This window comes from Sporosarcina sp. BP05 (assembly GCF_014282005.1).
Classification (GTDB): Bacteria; Bacillota; Bacilli; order Bacillales_A; family Planococcaceae; genus Sporosarcina.
Genome location: NZ_JACFTD010000015.1, coordinates 49,014 through 68,676, shown reverse-complemented (window position 1 = coordinate 68,676; position 19,663 = coordinate 49,014). Strand labels below are relative to the sequence as shown.

Sequence of the window (19,663 nt, the reverse complement as noted above, 5' to 3'; positions counted from 1 at the left end):
GAACGTAGTCTAAGTTCGCCGCGTCCTGCGGCAATGACTGCATGACCTACATCCTGTAGGCAAAAGCGGAGGGCTAGCGCACGGAGTCTAGACAATTAAAAGGAGGAAACAACATTGACTGAATTAAAAACAAACGACCTGATTAAAGGTGGAGCATTCCTAACAGAAGACATTGAAGCAAGTCGGGTATTTACGCCTGAAGATTTTACTGATGAACAGAAAATGATTGCGAAAACAACAGAAGACTACGTGAAAAACGAAGTTCAACCTGTTGTGGAAAATCTTGAAAATCATGAATTCGAACACTCTGTAAGACTACTAAAATCTGCCGGGGACCTTGGACTTCTGGGAGCGGATGTACCTGAAGAATATGGTGGCCTTGGGCTCGACAAAATCGCGTCTGCACTTATCTCAGAAAAAATGTCTGTAGCAGGCGGATTCTCAATCACCCATGGCGCACACGTTGGTATTGGAACGTTGCCAATCGTCCTTTTCGGAAATGAAGAGCAGAAGCAAAAATACTTGCCGAACTCTGTATCAGGCGACAAAATTTCTGCATATGCACTGACTGAGCCAGGTTCTGGTTCGGATGCATTGGGTGCGAAGACAAATGCAAAGTTGAATGCTGCCGGAACACACTACATCTTAAATGGTGAAAAACAGTGGATTACGAACGCTGGATTTGCGGATATTTTCGTTGTTTACGCGAAAATCGATGGCGATAAATTCACTGCGTTTATCGTTGAAAAAGAATTCCCAGGTGTATCTGTCGGAGCTGAAGAGAAAAAGATGGGTATCAAATCATCATCTACTCGTACGCTAATCTTACAAGACGCAGAAGTACCAGTTGAAAACCTGTTAGGTGAAATTGGTCGCGGACATATTATTGCGTTCAATATCTTGAATATCGGCCGTTACAAATTAGGAGTCGGCACAATGGGCGGATCTAAACGTGCGCTTGAACTTGCAATTACCTATACAAATCAACGTCAGCAGTTCAAAACGCCAATATCTTCATTCAACTTGACGAAACAAAAGTTAGCAACGATGGCATCTAAACTGTATGCAGCTGAAAGCTTGATTTACCGTACAGTTGGCTACTTCGAAGAGCGCCAAAGCCAGTTGAGTGTTGAAGAGCAAAAAGACGGCAAAGCAATTGCGGCAGCAATCGCAGAATACGCAATCGAATGTTCAATCAATAAAGTCGTGGGATCTGAAGTATTGGATTACATCGCTGACGAAGCAGTACAGCTTCATGGCGGATATGGTTTCATGGCAGAATATGAAGTAGAGCGCATTTACCGCGATTCACGCATTAACCGTATTTTTGAAGGAACGAATGAAATCAACCGTCTGCTAGTGCCAGGCACGTTCCTGAAAAAAGCAATGAAAGGCGAATTGCCATTGCTACAACAGGCGCAAGCACTTCAAGCGGAACTTCTAATGATGATGCCTGAAGAAATCGGTGACGAAGCACTTGCACAAGAAAAAGTACTTGTTAAAAACGCTAAGAAAATCGGTTTGCTAGCTGCGGGTCTTGCCGCGCAACGTTTTGGCACGAAGCTAGAAGCTGAGCAAGAAGTACTTGTAAACATTGCAGACATCGCTAATAATGTCTTCGCAATGGAGTCTGCACTTCTCCGTACAGAAAAAGCAATTGCGCGTAATGGGGAAGAAAAAGAACAACAGAAAATTCTTTACACACAAATCTTCTGTCAAGAAGCATTTGAGGATATTGAAAGAGATGCGAAAGAAACACTGATGGCAGCTGTTGATGGCGACAACCAGCGCATGATGATTTCTGCACTGCGTAAATTGACACGCTCAAATCCGTATAATATCATTGCGAAAAAACGTGAAGCGTCGGTTAAGCTGATCGAAGCGGAGAAGTATATCGTTTAATACGTTTGTTGAATAACCATTTATTTGCATAAAACGCTGGCGAGAAGGGCTTGGAAATCGCTATTTTTCACTGGGTTATTTCCGGTTCGCTTTCGGCGAAATAATCACGACACATTTACCGAGTGAGAGGCAAATATGTCTAGAAGTGACGGAGTCACTTCTAGACATATTTTTTTTCGGTTATCCTGTTGCGAATAGTTGCCTGTCGCGTTCCTACAATGTTCAAGTGAAAAATGCAGTTATGTTTGAAATAAATGAATCGAAGACTTTCTATAAAGAGTGTAAGTGCCCGAAGATGCAATTTCGGGCACTCTTTCACGTTGTACAATGTGCTTCTTGCTAACTTTTAGCAAAGATTATGCATGTAACAATGTGATGCATACTGGAATGTGACACTTCTTTACTAGTAAAAAAGGGAAAACCATATAGAACGTTTCAATCGCCAAAATTGTATCTTTGGCGGCTTTTCTCCAGTTAAGAAGCCAGCTATTCTTTCGTCCCAAAAAGCTTCAGCAATACATGTATCTGTGTTTTTGAAGAGCGAAGGATGAAGGACCACCATACGATTACCGAAAAAAGTATGTGGGGATGCGACAAAGTCGCATCCCCACATATCAAGACATCTCGATAATCGTATAGAAGTCATTCAATCCGAAGCAATCCAAAATCACCTATACGCGTAACGCCCAATAGGTACCTGGACGTCTTTTCTGTTATAATGGCGAAAACGGAGGCGTTACGGTATGGGATTAATTTACTACGGTTATCCAAAGTGTGGAACATGCAGGAAAGCTAAGAAGTGGCTTGAGATGAACAACCTGGACTTCCAGGAAGTGAACATAGCAGAGGCTCCTCCTTCAGAAGAAGAGCTCGGGAAGATGATTGCGGCATCTGGACTGGAATTGAAAAAGTTTTTCAATGTCAGTGGGCTGAAATACAGAGAACTTAATTTGAAAGATAAATTACCCACAATGACAGATGAAGAGAAGATCAGCTTGCTATCATCTGACGGTATGCTGATTAAAAGACCGCTTGTTTATGGAGACGGTAAAGTGACTGTTGGTTTCAAGGAAGATGAATTCGACAAAGTATGGGGTAACTAATTTCCTATCTTGTCTTTATCCAAGAAATATGACAGAATTGAAGAGAATGAAACTATTTATTTGGAGGGATACGGAATGAGCACACCAAAAGATCTGCGTTATTCTGAAGAGCATGAATGGGTAAAAGACGAAGGCGGTAACTACCGTATCGGTATTACACACTTTGCACAATCTGAACTTGGCGATATCGTATTCGTTGAACTTCCATCTGTCGGCGATGACATCAAAGCGGACGAGCCTTTCGGAAGCGTTGAGTCAGTTAAGACAGTATCTGAACTTTATGCACCTATCAGCGGTAAAGTCATTGAAGTGAACGAAGGACTTGAAGATAGCCCTGAATTCGTCAATGAATCACCGTATGAAAACGCATGGATGATCGTCGTTGAACCTTCAAATGTTTCTGAGCTAGACGAACTTATGTCAGCTGAAGCGTATGAAAAAATGACTGTCGGAGAATAACTAAAACAAGGCGCCGGTATTTTTCCGGCGTTTTTTGCATCTCTATATAGAACAGAGCAATAGAGGAGGCATCTTGTGTCGGATGAAAGAGTAATTATCGTTGAAGGTGGTTCGGATAAGAAGCGTTTGGCACGAATACTTATTGAGCCTGTCGAGATTATTTGTACGAACGGCACAGTAAGTCCTTATCGGCTTGAAGAGTTGCTTGCACCTTACGAAGAACATGAACTATTCGTCTTCGTTGATGCGGATGAAGATGGAGAAAAGACCCGCATATTATTCAAAAGAGAGTTCCCAGCGGCAATCCATTTGTACACGGAAAAGGTTTACCGAGAAGTGGAGACAACACCGTATAAAGTGTTAGCTACAATACTACAAGGTGCGAATTTTAAAATTCGACCGGAATTTCTAATTTAAAGGATGTAGAATTAATGGAAACTTGGACTCGCGAACAATGGGAGACGGCTTTGAAAGGGTCTTCATTAGCAGCGTTTTATTTATATACACCGATGTGTGGAACATGTGCGGTCGCTTCTAAAATGATGAACGTTATTAACGTCATGAGACCGGAAATACCAATTGGGAAAGCAGATTTGAATTATGTACAAAACATCGCAATTGACTATGAAGTCGAAAGCGTTCCTTGCCTTCTTATACAAAAGGATGGCGTTGTAATCCATAAAATATATGCGTTTCAGTCAGTTCCGTATCTACTAGAAAAAATAGATTGACAACGGATGTATAGTACTGATATACTACGTATTAACATTCAATTGAATAGTCACTCTTATTAAGAGAGGTGGAGGGATAGTGCCCTGCGAAGCCCGGCAACCGTCACGAAAGTGAAATGGTGCCAAGTCACACAAAGCGTAAGCTTTGAAAGATGAGAGATTGGACAAACGTTTATTTTAATATAGCGTTAAGCCTTTCTGCCCGTCTGCAGGAAGGCTTTTTTGTATTCTAAAGGGATCGCAGCCAAAGAGCGCCGCGTCCTGCGGCAAAGGCTGCATGACCTGCCTCCTGCAGGCCCAAGCGTCTGGCGCCTGAAGCTAGACAGAGTTAGTAACAAAACAATTTTTCAGAGGTGAAATAGATGATTCATTTAACAGATATTAATAAAAGATTCGGTGAAGGACCAGGAAGCATTTCTGCAGTCGAAAATGTATCGCTTGAAATTGCTGACGGTGAGATTTTTGGAGTCATCGGCTACAGCGGGGCAGGAAAAAGTACGTTGATCCGACTATTGAACGGTCTTGAAATGCCGACATCGGGCAGTGTGAAAATTGGAAGTCTAGAAATATCAGCAATCAAAGGTAAAGAACTGCGGGAAGCACGACAAAAAGTGAGTATGATTTTCCAACACTTTAACCTACTGTGGTCTAGAACAGTGAGGGAGAATATCGCTTTCCCTCTTGAAATAGCGGGTGTAGGAAAAGTCGAGCGTGAAAAGAAAGTGGCGGAATTGATTGAAGTAGTCGGTTTGAGTGGTCGTGAAAATGCGTATCCATCCGAATTGTCCGGAGGTCAGAAGCAGCGCGTAGGGATTGCTCGTGCGCTTGCAAACGACCCTGAAGTCCTTCTTTGTGACGAAGCGACTTCAGCCCTTGATCCAGAAACGACGGATTCGATACTTGATCTCTTAACGGGCATCAATGAACGACTTGGACTGACAATTGTTCTTATTACACATGAAATGCACGTTATCCGTAAAATTTGCCACAGAGTTGCAGTTATGGAAGCAGGGAACGTTGTTGAGATGGGGGATGTCCTTGATGTGTTCCAATCGCCGAAGGAAGCGATTACGAAGCGATTTGTCTCTCAAGTGACGGAGCCAATAGAAGCGAAGCAGGCAATGGCGCATATTAAAGAAGAATTTCCTTCTGGAACGCTTATCAAGCTTGTTTTTGTAGGAGAGAAAACAGAGCAACCTGTGCTCGCAAGTCTTATTCGGAAATTCACTGTCGATGTGAATATCGTTCAAGGGAATATTTCTCATACACATGGCGGAGCATACGGCACACTCATACTTCAGCTCCTTGGCGATTCGGCAATCATTGAGGAAGCAATTCACTATCTTCATGAAAATGATGTTCAGACGGAGGTGATTGGTAATGATTGAAAACCTTTTTCCGAATGTCGACTGGACTAAAATGTGGGAAGCAACAGTGGAAACACTTTATATGACTACAGTTTCGACAATCTTAACATTCGTTATAGGATTAGCACTTGGCGTTTTGCTCTTCTTATCTGGTCCCGGTCAACTGTGGTCGAATAAGTTGGTCAATATTATTTCAGGGGCATTCGTCAATATTTTTAGATCCATCCCTTTTATCATATTAATCATTTTGCTTATTCCGTTTACGAAATTTCTTCTTGGCACAATGCGCGGACCGGATGCAGCGATGCCGGCTCTTATTATTGGGGCGGCACCATTTTATGCAAGAATGGTGTTGATTGCATTACAGGAAATTGATAAAGGTGTAATTGAAGCTTCGAAGTCAATGGGAGCTAAAACGAGGACGATTATTTTTAAAGTCCTATTACCAGAATCAATGCCTGCACTTGTTTCGGGAATTACTGTAACGGCCATTGCACTCGTTGGGTATACCGCGATGGCGGGGATTATCGGTGCAGGTGGTCTGGGGACACTCGCGTACTTAGATGGATTCCAGCGTAGCCGTGAGGACGTTACACTTGTTGCAACAATCACTATTTTAATTATCGTCTTCATCATTCAATTCATCGGGGATTTCGCGGTGAGGAAATTTGACAAGAGATAATAGTAGTACAGTAACATCAGGCCTTGCCTGTAAATCATAAAAAACAGAGAAAAAGGGGAGAAATAATTATGAAAAAGCTTTTAGGGGGAATAGTATTAGCAGTACTGGTATTAGCATTGGTAGCTTGCGGTGCGAAAAACGACAGCGGCGATAAAAATGTAAGTAGTGAAGATAAAGCAGTCAAAGAAACAGTTGAAGAAACGAAAATCGTCATTGGTGCATCTAACACACCGCACGCAATTATTTTAGAAAAAGCAGCACCGATATTGAAAGAAAAGGGCATTGAACTTGTCATTGAAACATACCAAGATTATGTTTTGCCAAATAAAGATCTTGAATCTGGTGATTTGGATGCAAACTTCTTCCAACACATACCTTATTTAGACCAACAAGTAATTGACCATGGTTATAAGTTTGCGAATGCAGGGGCTATCCATATCGAACCGATGGCTGTGTACTCAACGAAATATAAATCAATCGAAGAACTTCCAGACGGTGCTGTTATTATTTTTAGTAACTCAGTAGCTGAACATGGCCGTGTCCTATCTTTGCTAGAGTCAGCTGGGTTAATCAAATTGGCTGATGGAGTAGATAAAGTAAAAGCTGAAGTGAAAGATATTGTAGAGAACCCAAAAAATCTAAAGTTTGATGCGAATTACGAACCATCACTTTTACCGCAATTGTATAAAAATGATGAGGGTGATGCAGTTGTTATTAACGCAAACTATGCAATCGATGCAGGTTTGAATCCGGTTGAAGATTCGATTGCAATTGAAGCCACAGAATCTCCATATGCGAACATCATCACAGTAAGAGAAGGCGATGAAAATACTGAAGCGATCAAGACTTTGATTGACGTACTGAAATCGAAAGAGATTCAAGACTTTATTCTTGAAGAGTGGGGCGGCGACGTCGTTCCAGTTAAGTGATTTGATGATGAAAGTGGACAACCCGCTTTACCTGTCATCCAGATTAACATCATAGAAAAAGGGAGATTGTGAAATGAAAAAACTTATTACAGGAATTTTATTAGCAGTACTGGTACTTGCACTTGCAGCTTGCGGAACAGGAACAAAAAATGCGAGCGACAGTAATAATGTAAGCAAAGAAGACAATAACGATAGCAACGGGGAAAAAGAATTAACTAAACTTGTTGTCGGTGCTTCCAATACACCGCATTCAATCATCCTTGAACAAGCAAAACCGTTATTGGAGGAAAAGGGTTACGATCTTCAAATCGAAACCTATCAAGACTATGTGTTGCCGAATAAAGATCTTGAATCAGGCGACCTTGATGCAAACTACTTTCAGCATATACCTTATCTAGAGTTGCAAATCAAAGATGCCGGATACGACTTTGTGAATGCAGGCGGTATCCATATTGAACCAATCGGTGTTTATTCGAAAAAGTATAAATCACTTGATGAACTTCCAAATGGTGCGACGATATTAATGAGTAGCTCAGTTTCGGATCACGGACGTGTGCTTGCAATGCTTGAATCAAAAGGACTTATCAAACTTGACGAAAGCATAGATAAAACAGCTGCTGAACTGAACGATATCGTTGAAAACCCTAAAAATATTAAATTTGATGCAAACTACGAACCTGGACTAATGCCGCAACTTTACGCAAATGATGAAGGTGATGCATTGTTGATCAACTCGAACTTTGCAATCGATGCGGGCTTGAATCCGATTGAAGATTCTATTGCAATCGAAGACGCGGATTCACCTTACGTAAATATCATCGCTGTTAGAAAAGGCGATGAAGATAAAGAATCGATCAAAGCATTGATTGAAGTATTGAAGACGAAAGAAATTCAAGACTTTATTATTAAAGAATGGGGCGGCACAGTCGTTCCGGTAAAATAAGTATGAAGAAAACTCCACCGATGATTATAAACTCGGTGGAGTTTTTCTGTTTTCCAATAGATGTTAATCACAAATAGATGTTCCAATAGCAAAAACATTATGGTATCGTTGTTTCTTAAATACATATAATTATCATAGGGGGATATGGTTTTGAAGCTCAAAATTGGTCTAATTTGGCGTATCATTATTGCCATTGCACTAGCGGTCGGACTCGGTTTAGTTATACCTAAAATTAGTGAGGGTTTTGCAGATTGGTTTGTCAGTCTTGCTGCTACATTCAATATGATTTTCGGTGGCTTTTTGAATTTTGTAGTACCACTAATCATTGTCGCATTTATCGCACCAGGAATTGCTAAGCTTGGTAAAGGATCAGGTAGACTTCTTGGTCTGGCGACAGGATTCGCTTACTTTTCGACAATCGTAGCCGGGATTCTTGCATTCTTTGCAGCAACGGCAATACTGCCTGGATTTATCGGAAGCATTGGCAATGATGATATTGAAAATGCGGGCAGAGCAGCGGCAGAATCATTTTTCACGATTGAAATGACACCAATAATGGGCGTCATGTCGGCACTTCTTCTAGCATTCGTTCTTGGAATCGGGATGGCTTCCATTGGTAGTAAATCAATGCTTGCTGTGTTTGATGAATTCAATGTGTTGATTGAAAAAGTGATTTCATTCGTTATTATTCCGCTTTTACCTTTCCATATTTTCGGGATATTCCTTAATATGACGTATACCGGTCAAGTTGCAAAAGTACTTTCTGTATTTGCGGTGGTGTTCGTTATGATTATCGGTCTTCACCTCGTTATGCTTACCTTGCAATATACTGTTGCGGGAACGCTTACAAAACGCAATCCGTTCGGTCTAATGAAAATAATGGCACCTGCTTATTTCACTGCACTCGGGACGCAATCATCAGCTGCGACAATTCCAGTTACGCTAAGACAGGCGCGTGAAACAGGTGCGTCAGAGAAAGTGACTGGTTTTACAATTCCACTATTTGCAACGATTCACCTATCAGGAAGTACGATTACACTTGTATCCTGTTCGATTGGTGTCATGTTGATGAATGGAATGTCGGTTGAATTCAGTACGTACTTGCCGTTCATCTTCATGCTTGGTGTTACGATGATTGCAGCACCTGGAGTGCCAGGTGGAGCGGTTATGGCGGCACTTGGATTACTCAGCACAATGCTTGGTTTTGATGAAGGAATGGTTGCGCTGATGATCGCTCTTTACATGGCGCAAGATAGCTTCGGGACAGCAACAAACGTAACAGGCGATGGTGCACTCGCTATTATGGTTGATAGGTTTACGAAAAAAGATAATGCTGTTGCTGCTAAAACGAATCTAGAACCAGAACAATACTAATCAATAAGTTTTAAACCGGTACATTGTGTACCGGTTTTTTGAATTGTGTGGATTCTCATTAAGGATTTGACAATTGAAAATGAGTGAAGACTTGAAAAATGGATGCATACAAGTCTTGAATTAAGGGCATTCCTTTCTAATGAAACGATTCTCAATGATTTGCAAGGCAATGCTTTATGCGTTAAGATTAGAATGATACTAAATTGAGAATGGATATCCGTTCATCTTTATTATATTGGAGGTATTGGAATGGCTACTTTAGAAATTAAAGACCTTCACGTTGAAATTGAAGGCAAGAAAATATTAAAAGGCGTCGATTTGACGATCAATACAAATGAGATCCACGCAATCATGGGTCCAAATGGTACAGGTAAATCTACACTCGCGCAAGCGATTATGGGGCATCCCAAATATGTTGTGACATCCGGTACAATCACACTTGATGGTGAAGATGTACTTGAAATGGCAGTGGACGAGCGCGCTAGAGCGGGTATCTTCCTTGGCATGCAATATCCAAGCGAAATTACAGGCGTTACAAACGCTGACTTCCTTCGTTCTGCAATTAATGCGAAACGTGAAGAAGGCGACGAAATTTCATTGATGAAATTCATCCGTGAACTTGATAGTAAAATGGAATTCCTTGAAATGGACGAAGACATGGCTACACGTTACTTGAACGAAGGTTTCTCAGGTGGAGAAAAGAAACGTAACGAGATTCTTCAGCTTACAATGTTGAAGCCTAAATTTGCAGTGCTTGATGAAATTGACTCTGGTCTTGATATCGATGCATTGAAAGTTGTTTCAAAAGGCATCAACGAAATGCGCGGAGAAGAGTTTGGTTGCCTAATCATCACTCATTACCAACGTCTTCTTGACTACATTACGCCAGACAAAGTTCACGTTATGATGCAAGGTAAAGTTGTTAAATCCGGTGGAGCTGAACTAGCACATAAACTTGAAGAACAAGGATATGACTGGATTAAAGAAGAACTTGGCATCGAAGACGAAACTGTCGGGCTGGAAGTTTAAGAAAGGAGGACGATTCAAAATGACGGTTGAAACAAAGATGGCATTAACCGAACAGGACGTCCGTTCCTATTCCGCTAAGATGAATGAAGCAGATTGGATGGCGGATTTCCGTGCAGACGCATTAGTGAGAGCGGAACAGCTTCCAATGCCAAAACCAGATAAAACGAAAATCGACAAATGGAACTTTACTGAATTCCCTGCCCATACGGTAGAGAGTACTGTGTATGCTTCATTGGACGAGCTTTCTGAAGAAGCGCGTGCACTTGTTGATAAAGAACAACAGAACAGCATTTATGTACAACACAATAACACACCCGCTTACTTGTTTTTATCTGAAGAGTTGAAAGCGAAAGGCGTCATCATGACAGATATTTTCACAGCATCACGTGAACATAGTGATCTTATGAAAAAGTATTTCATGACAGACGGTGTGAAGGTAGACGAGCATAAACTGACTGCACTTCATGCAGCACTTATAAACGGCGGCGTTTTCGTATATGTTCCGAAAAATGTTGTTGTCGAAGAGCCAATTCAAGTGTTGTTTTTACATGATGATGAACAAGCTTCACTCTTTAACCACGTTCTTATTGTGGCAGAAGCGAATAGTTCAGTGACGTATGTCGAGAACTATTTGTCAACTGTAGAAGAAGCAATAGGATTAGCTAATATCGTTTCTGAAGTATTCACAGGTGATAATGCACAAATTACTTACGGTGCGGTTGATGTACTTGCGAAAGGATTTACAACCTATGTGAATCGTCGTGGAGTTACAGGACGCGATAGCCGTATTGATTGGGCACTTGGACTGATGAATGACGGAGATACGATTTCTGAAAATATTACACATCTTGTTGGTAACGGATCTCATTGTGACATGAAGACAGTTGTTGTTGGACGCGGTAAACAGCGCCAAAACTTCACAACTGAAATCGTGCACTGGGGTATGGATACAGAAGGATTCATCTTGAAACACGGTGTTGTGAAAGAAGAATCTACATGTATCTTTAACGGTATCGGAAGAATCGCAAAAGGTGCAACAAGAGCGAACGCTGTCCAAGAGTCACGCGTCCTTATGTTGAGTGAAAGGGCACGCGGCGACGCAAACCCAATTTTACTTATCGATGAAGACGATGTAACAGCAGGCCATGCGGCATCGGTTGGTCGTGTTGATCCAATGCAACTGTTCTATTTGATGAGCCGTGGAATTAAACAGCAGGAAGCAGAACGTCTTGTCATTCATGGTTTCCTTGCGCCAGTTGTCAGCAAATTGCCGATTGAAGGCGTTAAGAAGCAATTGACGGAGGTTATCGAAAGGAAAGTGCGCTAATGCTCAGTACAGACATCCGCAAACATTTCCCTATATTGGACCAAGAAATAAACGGGCATCCGCTTGTTTATCTAGATAGTGCCGCGACTTCACAAAAGCCGCGGCAAGTAATAGAAGCAATCAGCAACTATTACGGCCTTGATAACTCGAATGTCCACCGCGGCGTGCATACGCTTGGAAATCGTGCGACAGAAGGATATGAAGGGGCGCGCGAAAAAGTGCGCAACTTCATCAATGCGAAGTCGACGGAAGAAATCATATTCATGCGCGGTACGACAACGGCTTTAAATACAGTTGCGCAAAGTTATGGACGGGCGAATGTCGGTGAAGGTGATGAAATCGTCATCACGTACATGGAACACCATTCAAACATTATTCCATGGCAGCAGCTGGCAAAAGAAAAAGGGGCAGTGTTGAAGTACGTTGACCTTGAGGAAGACGGCACACTATCACTTGAAAAGGTCCGAGAAGTTATTACAGACCGGACTAAAATCGTGTCAATCATGTACGTATCGAACGTACTTGGTACGATGAACCCCATTAAAGAAATTGCTGAAATTGCACATGCACATGGAGCTGTCATGGTTGTAGATGGTGCGCAAGCTGCGCCACATCTAAAAATCGATGTACAGAAACTAGATTGTGACTTTTTCGCTTTTTCAGGACACAAGATGTGCGGTCCGACCGGCATTGGCGTCCTTTACGGGAAAAAAGAGTTACTCAACAACATGGAGCCGATTGAGTTCGGTGGCGAAATGATTGATTTCGTTGGTTTGTATGAATCGACATGGAAAGAGCTTCCTTGGAAGTTCGAAGGCGGTACACCGATTATCGCAGGAGCGATTGGTCTAGGTGCTGCAATCGATTTTCTTGAGGAGATCGGACTAGATAACATTGAACGGCATGAACACGAACTTGCTGGATATGCAATGGAACGGATGTCGGAAATCGACGGACTATCCATTTACGGTCCACTCGATCCTGAAAAACGTGCCGGGCTTGTTACTTTTAATCTGAACGATGTCCATCCACACGACGTTGCAACCGTGCTCGATATGCATGGTATTGCCGTCAGAGCAGGTCACCACTGTGCTCAGCCGCTTATGAAATGGCTCGATGTATCATCCACGGCACGTGCCAGCTTCTATATTTATAATACAGAAGCTGACGTTGACCGCTTAGTGGACGGACTCCGTATCGCAAAGGAGTATTTTGCAGATGTCTACTAATAAATTAGATCAGCTATATCGCTCGGTCATCATGGACCATTATAAAAATCCTAGAAACAAAGGCGTCATCGAAGAAAGTAGCATAACTGTCGATATGAATAATCCGACATGTGGAGATGTGATCCATCTGACACTACAAATAGATGATGGCATTGTTCAAAATGCAAAATTCGAAGGCGACGGCTGTTCAATTTCAATGGCATCCGCGTCGATGATGACACAGATTGTTAAAGGGAAAAAAGTGGATGAAGCATTAAAAGCTGCCTCTGTTTTTTCAGACATGATGCTCGGGAAAGATGTTGACGACTCCATCGACCTAGGTGATATTGAAGCACTTGCGGGAGTATCGAAATTTCCTGCCCGCATTAAATGTGCAACATTGGCATGGAAGGCGATGGAAAAGGGAGTCGGAAATGACTCCGAACAGTAACTAAAAGGACGGAGGAATAGTAATGGCTAAAATAATGCCGGATATCGGCGATTACAAATATGGGTTTGCTGATAAAGACGTTTCCATTTTCCGTTCGGAACGTGGTTTGACAAAGGAAATCGTTGAAGAAATCTCAGGTATGAAGAACGAACCTCAATGGATGCTAGACTACCGCCTAAAATCATTGGAAATGTTCTACAAAATGCCAATGCCACAATGGGGTGGAGATCTAAACTCCCTTAAATTTGACGAGATTACTTACTATGTTAAACCTTCTGAAGGAGCGGAACGCTCATGGGATGAAGTACCGGAAGAAATCAAGCGTACGTTTGATAAACTTGGTATTCCTGAAGCTGAACAAAAATACCTTGCAGGTGTTTCTGCACAATACGAATCTGAAGTTGTTTACCATAATATGAAACAGGAACTTGTGGACCTTGGAATTGTGTTTAAAGACACGGATTCAGCACTTAGGGAAGACGAGGAACTTTTCAGAAAATATTGGGGAACAATCATTCCGAACTCGGATAACAAGTTTGCTGCATTGAACTCGGCTGTATGGTCCGGCGGTTCGTTCATCTATGTACCACCAGGCATTAAAGTAGAGACTCCGCTTCAGGCCTATTTCCGTATCAACTCGGAAAACATGGGTCAGTTCGAGCGTACTATGATTATTGTTGATGAAGGAGCAAGCGTCCATTACGTTGAAGGATGTACTGCACCTGTTTATACAACGAACTCACTTCACAGTGCTGTCGTTGAAATCATTGTTAAAAAAGATGCGTATTGCCGTTATACAACAATCCAGAACTGGGCAAATAACGTTTATAACCTTGTTACGAAGCGTGCAGTTTGTGACGCAAACGCAACAATGGAATGGATTGACGGGAACATCGGCTCTAAATTGACGATGAAATACCCTGCAATCATTCTTAAAGGCGAAGGCGCTCGTGGTATGACACTTTCTATTGCATTAGCAGGAAAAGGTCAGCATCAGGATGCTGGAGCGAAAATGCATCACCTTGCACCAAATACGTCATCTACAATCGTGTCGAAATCAATTTCACAACATGGTGGTAAAGTAACGTATCGCGGAATCGTTCACTTCGGACGTAAAGCGGATGGCGCACGTGCAAACATTGAGTGTGACACGCTTATTATGGATGAATTGTCGACATCTGACACGATTCCATATAATGAAATTCTAAATGATAACATTTCACTTGAACACGAAGCGAAAGTTTCTAAAGTATCAGAGGAGCAGCTTTTCTACTTGATGAGCCGCGGTGTTCCTGAGCTTGAAGCAACTGAAATGATCGTTATGGGCTTCATCGAACCATTCACAAAAGAATTACCGATGGAATATGCTGTAGAAATGAACCGTCTTATCAAGTTTGAGATGGAAGGTTCAATCGGGTAATAGTTATATCGGAAAACCGGCCACCAGTGCCGGTTTTTTGGTCTTTACATATTTAGTCGGCCATAGCTTAGTCGTTACGTGTATAGTTGCTTTAAGTCGCTTTGGATTGAATGACTTCTATACGATTACCGGGATGTTTGGATGTGTAGGGATGAGACTTTGTCGCATCCCTACACAATTTTTTCGATAATCGTATGGTTGCTCTTCATCCGTCGCGCTCCAAATGCATTGGTACACGAAGTGCTGAAACTTTCTATATGGTTTTTCCTTTTTTCCTAGTAAAGAAGCGTCACTATCTAATAGGCATCACATAATTAGCTGCATACTCTTTGCTAAAAGTAAGCAAGGAACGCATTGTACAACGTGCAAGAGTGCCCGAAATTGCATCTTCGGGCACTTACACTCACAATAGATTGCCATCTATTCTTTTCTTCCCAAGCAACCGAATTTTTCACTGGAACATTGTAGATACGCGAAAGGCAACTATTCGCAACAGGATTACTAAGGAGGAATGAACTACAATTCCTCCCCAAGAGTGTGGCTAGAAGTGACGGAGTCACTTCTAGCCACATTAGGCCCCCTCAGTAAATCTGTAATGAATAGTTAGCCGAAAGCGGGCCGAAAATAGTCCAGTGAAAATGAAGTTCATCAAGCCCATCTCACCAGTATTCTATTTGTTAAGTGCCGACTAAATAGAAAGAATAGTTTGAGGTTGTAGAGTTTATTCTGGCTGATGTAGAGTTTATCCCTCATTAACGGGCAGTAAGACTCCGACTAATTGAAGACTAACTGTACCAAATCTGTTGTCCAGATATGTTAATATAGATAGTATCGATTCAATTGAAAGGTGGCGGAAGGATGATCCAAATTGGATTAACTGGTTGGGGCGACCATCCGGATGTCTACGACTCCTCCTCTTCAAAGAAAGAAAAACTAATTAATTATAGTGCACACTTTCCAATCGTTGAACTAGATGCTACTTTTTATGCCATTCAGTCGGAGCGCAACATTCGCAAGTGGATTGAAGAAACGCCCGATAACTTCAAATTTATCGTCAAGGCATACCAAGGTATGACCGGGCATCATCGGGGGGAACTCCCATATGCATCTGTGGATGAAATGTACAATCTTTTCCGGCTATCGATTACACCACTTCAAGAAGCAGGCAAACTTGCGATGATTCTTGTCCAATTCCCTCCATGGTTTGATTGTACAAAAAAGCATGTTGCGGAAATTCGCTTCGTCTGCGCTAATTTGGATGGATTCGATATTGCAATTGAATTTAGGCATCAGTCATGGTATACACCCGAATTTCAACCAGGGACCTTGTCTTTTTTGAAAGAACTAAACGTCATCCACTCGGTGTGCGATCAACCACAAGCAGGACAAGGTAGTATTCCACTGGTAGCTAATTCAACTCGTTCGGATAAGGTGCTTCTTAGATTGCACGGTCGTAATATAGCAGGGTGGCGCAACACAACGGGTGATGGTGAAGCATGGCGTAAAGTTAGATATCTGTATAACTACAATGATACTGAGCTGAAAGAGATTCAGTCAGCGGTCCAAAAACTTAAAAATGAAACTGATGAAGTCTACGTCATTTTTAACAATAACTCCGGCGGACATGCAGCGCAAAATGCAAAACGTTTTCAAAAAATGCTTAACATCAACTATGAAAGTCTGACGCCGAAGCAGCTCGACTTTTTTGAAGGAGAATTTTAATGGAATTTATCTTATTGGCCGTTATCGGTCTAGCATCCGGAATTGTCGGGGCGCTTGTCGGATTAGGTGGCGGTATCATTCTGGTACCAGCGACACTTTTCGTTGGCATCAATCTTGGTTTAATCGATGGAATTACACCGCAAACAGTCGTTGGGCTTTCTGTTGTCATGATGATTTTTACGGGGTTAGCATCGACACTCTCTTATATGAAGACAAAAACAATTGATTTTAGAAGTGGGTTGATCTTTTTCTTAGGAAGTGCTCCCGGGACTCTTCTTGGTGCATTTGTGAATAAAGGGCTCGACCTGCCATCGTTCAATCTCTATTTTGGTATTTTACTTATTCTATTATCGACACTTCTTCTGGTTCGTAAGTATTTGAAACCGGTCAACTGGTTTGTCAATCATGGTAAAAAGAGAACTTTCACAGATAATACAGATCAGACTTTTATTTATGGTTACCCTATTTGGTTCGCATTATTGCTGACATTTGGCGTCGGATTTTCATCGGGTCTTTTCGGCATTGGCGGAGGTTCGATAATCGTACCAGCGATGATCCTTCTTTTCTTATTTCCACCGCATGTTGCGGTCGGTACATCCATGTTCATGGTATTCTTATCGGCTCTTGTCAACTCAATCACGCATATCTCTCTTGGCAATGTGCCGTGGCTTTATACGATTCCAGTCATTCCAGCCGCCTATATTGGCGCAAAGATAGGTGCTCACCTAAATCAAAAGATGAAATCTGAGACGCTTGTTGTTGCACTGCGAGTTATCTTACTATTACTAGGAATCCGATCAATTATTGACGGACTTATGGGGTGACATATGAATAACGGGATTGAAACAATTCATTTTTATCATACGAATGATATTCATAGTCATTTTGAAAGTTGGCCGCAAATCAGTCGATTTCTTTCTGACGAAAAACGTAAGCATACAATAGAAGGTGATGCTTGCTACCTCTTCGACATGGGTGATCATGTTGATCGTTCCCATCCTTTTACGGAAGGGACAAAAGGTCAAGGGAATATCCGTTTGTTGAATGAAGCGGGCTATGACGCTGTTACGATTGGTAACAACGAAGGAATTACAATGTCAAAAGAGGCATTGTCTGCTCTCTATGAGGATGCCAAGTTTGATGTTATCTTGAGTAATTTATTCGAAGAAGATGGTAGCCGACCAAAATGGTTAGTGCCTTATACAATCTATGTCACAGAGCTAGGTACGAGAATTGGTGTTATAGGGGCTACGGCAGAATATAAAGCCTTCTATTCGAAGTTAGGTTGGCAAATAACGCCACCCCGTGAAAATTTAAAACTTGTTGCTGAAAGCATTGCAGATGAAACGGATATGATTGTTTGTCTATCACATATGGGGATTCATGAAGATGAAAAGCTTGCAGTAGAATGCCCCGAAATCGATATCATTTTCGGTGCGCATACGCATCATCTTTTTCATGAAGGCAAATTGATAGGCAACACCCTTTTGGCTGCAACAGGTAAATATGGCGAATATGTGGGGCATGTAACCGTGAAATTTAACGGGGATACAAAAGAAGTTTTACAAATGACTGCACAACTTGTCAGGGCAGATTCAGTTAAAAGCAATGAAGAGGATATTGAAAAAGTAAATAAGCTAATCCAAATGGGAAAACAAGCGATGGAGGAACAAGTTTTTTATAATCCTTCTCACTTATCTCAAAATCTATTTGATGGTAGTCCGCTGTCCACTTTCTTTGGCAGGGCCCTCATTGCATATTCGCAAGCGGATTGTGCCATGTTTAACGCAGGGATCTTTTTAGGTAGCCTGGATAAAGGCTGGGTGACAAAAGAGGATTTACATTCACTTCTACCTCATCCAATCAATTTATGTCTTATTACACTGGATGGATCAGCATTAAAAGATGTTTATGAGCTGTCATTAACGAAAGAGTGGCCGCAAATTGAAATCAAAGGGCTTGGTTTCCGAGGAACTATAATGGGTGCGATGATTCACGAAAGACTGTATAAAAATAGATATGGTCAGCTTTTTGCTGGGAATAGGGAAGTTATAGCAGGTGGAAAGTACACACTTGCAACACTGGATATGTTCACATTCGGTTTTTTCTTCCCATCGCTTAAACATGCAGAAATTGAGTACTTTATGCCCGAGTTAATCAGGGATGTTGTTGGTTGGTACGGAACTATACTATTCAAAGAATGAACGACTTCCTCCTTGCATAATGTATAGCAGGAGGGAGTCGTTTTGAGATTTAATGGCCAGGTCACTAGAAAGTCTAGGAAAAAGAAACGTAAACTGTTACCCCTTCTTATTCCTGCGTTTATTATCGCGATTGCCCTTTTTATATATTTTATCAATGCGAGGCTTACTCCGATTTATGTTGACTATGCAGAGGTACAAACACAAAGAATCGCATCTCATGTAATCAACAAAGCCATCAATTCAAGGACTGTCAATGTCCTTGACGTCAATGATATTATCGTAAATGTCCCGAATGATTCTAAGGGAATGGTTAAATTCAACACCGAAATAATTAACAGAGCATCAGCAGAGATACATGGTCTTGTCGAGGCCCACCTTCAACAGGCTGAATCGGGAAATCTAGCAATATTACCAACAGAAGAGATCGAATTTGACCCGCAAGCGATGGAAAGTGGCGAGGGAGTTGTCTTTTTTGTCCCTCTTGCTCAAGCGGCAAATATTCCATTACTAGGGAACTTGGGGCCGAAAATACCGATTCGTTTCCATGTCATAGGTCAAGTTCAGTCGACAATAGATACAAAAATAAGTGAATTTGGTATTAACAATGCTCTTGTTGAAGTGAATATACTATTGACAGTAAATGTCCAAATCATTGTCCCGCTTGCAACAAAGCAAAGTGTAGTGACACAAAGAATACCAGTAGCTATGGGTCTTATTCAATCAACTGTGCCACAAATCTATACGACTGGTAGTGGGAATCCGCCATCAGTTGAAGTTCCTGCCCCTCCCGTGAAAGAGGAATGACAAGGGAC

19 protein-coding genes and 1 riboswitch are annotated in these 19,663 nt (G+C 41.7%); all 19 genes read left to right on the top strand.

Annotated elements, in window-relative coordinates; all coding sequences use genetic code 11:
- The first annotated feature begins 114 nt into the window (after positions 1–114).
- The 19 genes from H2672_RS14950 (at position 115) to yunB (ending at position 19,655) form a co-directional block, all read left to right on the top strand.
- The gene (locus tag H2672_RS14950; RefSeq protein ID WP_186672696.1) at positions 115–1,902 is read left to right on the top strand and encodes an acyl-CoA dehydrogenase family protein; all 1,788 of its coding nucleotides are present in this window, start codon (positions 115–117) and stop codon (positions 1,900–1,902) included.
- Positions 1,903–2,645: 743 nt separating this feature from the next.
- On the top strand, positions 2,646–3,005 hold the full coding sequence (locus H2672_RS14945; protein ID WP_186672693.1) for an arsenate reductase family protein: 360 nt from the start codon (positions 2,646–2,648) through the stop codon (positions 3,003–3,005).
- Positions 3,006–3,080: 75 nt separating this feature from the next.
- A complete protein-coding gene (gcvH, locus tag H2672_RS14940; RefSeq protein WP_067206310.1) occupies positions 3,081–3,464 on the top strand; it encodes a glycine cleavage system protein GcvH in 384 nt (127 codons plus the stop codon).
- Positions 3,465–3,539: 75 nt separating this feature from the next.
- Complete coding sequence (locus H2672_RS14935) at positions 3,540–3,881, top strand: toprim domain-containing protein (RefSeq protein WP_186672691.1); 342 nt, start codon at positions 3,540–3,542, stop codon at positions 3,879–3,881.
- A 14-nt stretch (positions 3,882–3,895) separates the two neighbouring features.
- Positions 3,896–4,195, top strand: coding sequence for a thioredoxin family protein (locus H2672_RS14930; RefSeq protein WP_186672689.1), 300 nt, complete (start codon positions 3,896–3,898; stop codon positions 4,193–4,195).
- A gap of 53 nt (positions 4,196–4,248) precedes the next feature.
- Positions 4,249–4,354, top strand: a riboswitch (SAM riboswitch).
- A 203-nt stretch (positions 4,355–4,557) separates the two neighbouring features.
- A complete protein-coding gene (locus tag H2672_RS14925) occupies positions 4,558–5,583 on the top strand; it encodes a methionine ABC transporter ATP-binding protein (protein ID WP_186672687.1) in 1,026 nt (341 codons plus the stop codon).
- The gene (locus H2672_RS14920; RefSeq protein WP_186672685.1) at positions 5,576–6,244 is read left to right on the top strand and encodes a methionine ABC transporter permease; all 669 of its coding nucleotides are present in this window, start codon (positions 5,576–5,578) and stop codon (positions 6,242–6,244) included. The genes H2672_RS14925 and H2672_RS14920 overlap by 8 nt, the downstream gene beginning before the upstream one ends.
- Before the next feature lie 68 nt (positions 6,245–6,312).
- The gene (locus tag H2672_RS14915; protein WP_186672683.1) at positions 6,313–7,173 is read left to right on the top strand and encodes a MetQ/NlpA family ABC transporter substrate-binding protein; all 861 of its coding nucleotides are present in this window, start codon (positions 6,313–6,315) and stop codon (positions 7,171–7,173) included.
- Between the two features lie 73 nt (positions 7,174–7,246).
- Positions 7,247–8,116 carry a MetQ/NlpA family ABC transporter substrate-binding protein gene (locus H2672_RS14910; protein ID WP_186672682.1) on the top strand — a complete coding sequence of 290 codons (870 nt, stop codon included), beginning with the start codon at positions 7,247–7,249 and terminating at the stop codon, positions 8,114–8,116.
- 150 nt (positions 8,117–8,266) lie between these two features.
- Positions 8,267–9,490 carry a dicarboxylate/amino acid:cation symporter gene (locus H2672_RS14905; RefSeq protein ID WP_370569668.1) on the top strand — a complete coding sequence of 408 codons (1,224 nt, stop codon included), beginning with the start codon at positions 8,267–8,269 and terminating at the stop codon, positions 9,488–9,490.
- Between the two features lie 249 nt (positions 9,491–9,739).
- A complete protein-coding gene (sufC, locus tag H2672_RS14900) occupies positions 9,740–10,519 on the top strand; it encodes a Fe-S cluster assembly ATPase SufC (RefSeq protein WP_186672680.1) in 780 nt (259 codons plus the stop codon).
- Between the two features lie 19 nt (positions 10,520–10,538).
- Positions 10,539–11,846, top strand: a complete 1,308-nt coding sequence (gene sufD, locus H2672_RS14895; protein ID WP_186672679.1) for a Fe-S cluster assembly protein SufD — start codon at positions 10,539–10,541, stop codon at positions 11,844–11,846.
- The gene (locus H2672_RS14890) at positions 11,846–13,075 is read left to right on the top strand and encodes a cysteine desulfurase (protein ID WP_186672678.1); all 1,230 of its coding nucleotides are present in this window, start codon (positions 11,846–11,848) and stop codon (positions 13,073–13,075) included. The genes sufD and H2672_RS14890 overlap by 1 nt, the downstream gene beginning before the upstream one ends.
- Positions 13,065–13,505, top strand: a complete 441-nt coding sequence (gene sufU, locus H2672_RS14885) for a Fe-S cluster assembly sulfur transfer protein SufU (protein WP_186672677.1) — start codon at positions 13,065–13,067, stop codon at positions 13,503–13,505. The genes H2672_RS14890 and sufU overlap by 11 nt, the downstream gene beginning before the upstream one ends.
- A gap of 22 nt (positions 13,506–13,527) precedes the next feature.
- Positions 13,528–14,925: a Fe-S cluster assembly protein SufB gene (gene sufB / locus H2672_RS14880; protein WP_186672676.1), complete on the top strand. Its 1,398-nt coding sequence runs from the start codon at positions 13,528–13,530 to the stop codon at positions 14,923–14,925.
- An 858-nt stretch (positions 14,926–15,783) separates the two neighbouring features.
- A complete protein-coding gene (locus H2672_RS14875; protein ID WP_186672674.1) occupies positions 15,784–16,647 on the top strand; it encodes a DUF72 domain-containing protein in 864 nt (287 codons plus the stop codon).
- Positions 16,647–17,471, top strand: a complete 825-nt coding sequence (locus H2672_RS14870) for a sulfite exporter TauE/SafE family protein (RefSeq protein WP_186672672.1) — start codon at positions 16,647–16,649, stop codon at positions 17,469–17,471. Before H2672_RS14875 ends, H2672_RS14870 begins: the two co-directional genes overlap by 1 nt.
- 3 nt (positions 17,472–17,474) lie before the next feature.
- On the top strand, positions 17,475–18,851 hold the full coding sequence (locus H2672_RS14865; RefSeq protein WP_186672670.1) for a bifunctional metallophosphatase/5'-nucleotidase: 1,377 nt from the start codon (positions 17,475–17,477) through the stop codon (positions 18,849–18,851).
- Positions 18,852–18,893: 42 nt separating this feature from the next.
- The gene (yunB, locus tag H2672_RS14860; protein WP_186672668.1) at positions 18,894–19,655 is read left to right on the top strand and encodes a sporulation protein YunB; all 762 of its coding nucleotides are present in this window, start codon (positions 18,894–18,896) and stop codon (positions 19,653–19,655) included.
- The last annotated feature ends 8 nt before the right edge of the window (positions 19,656–19,663 follow it).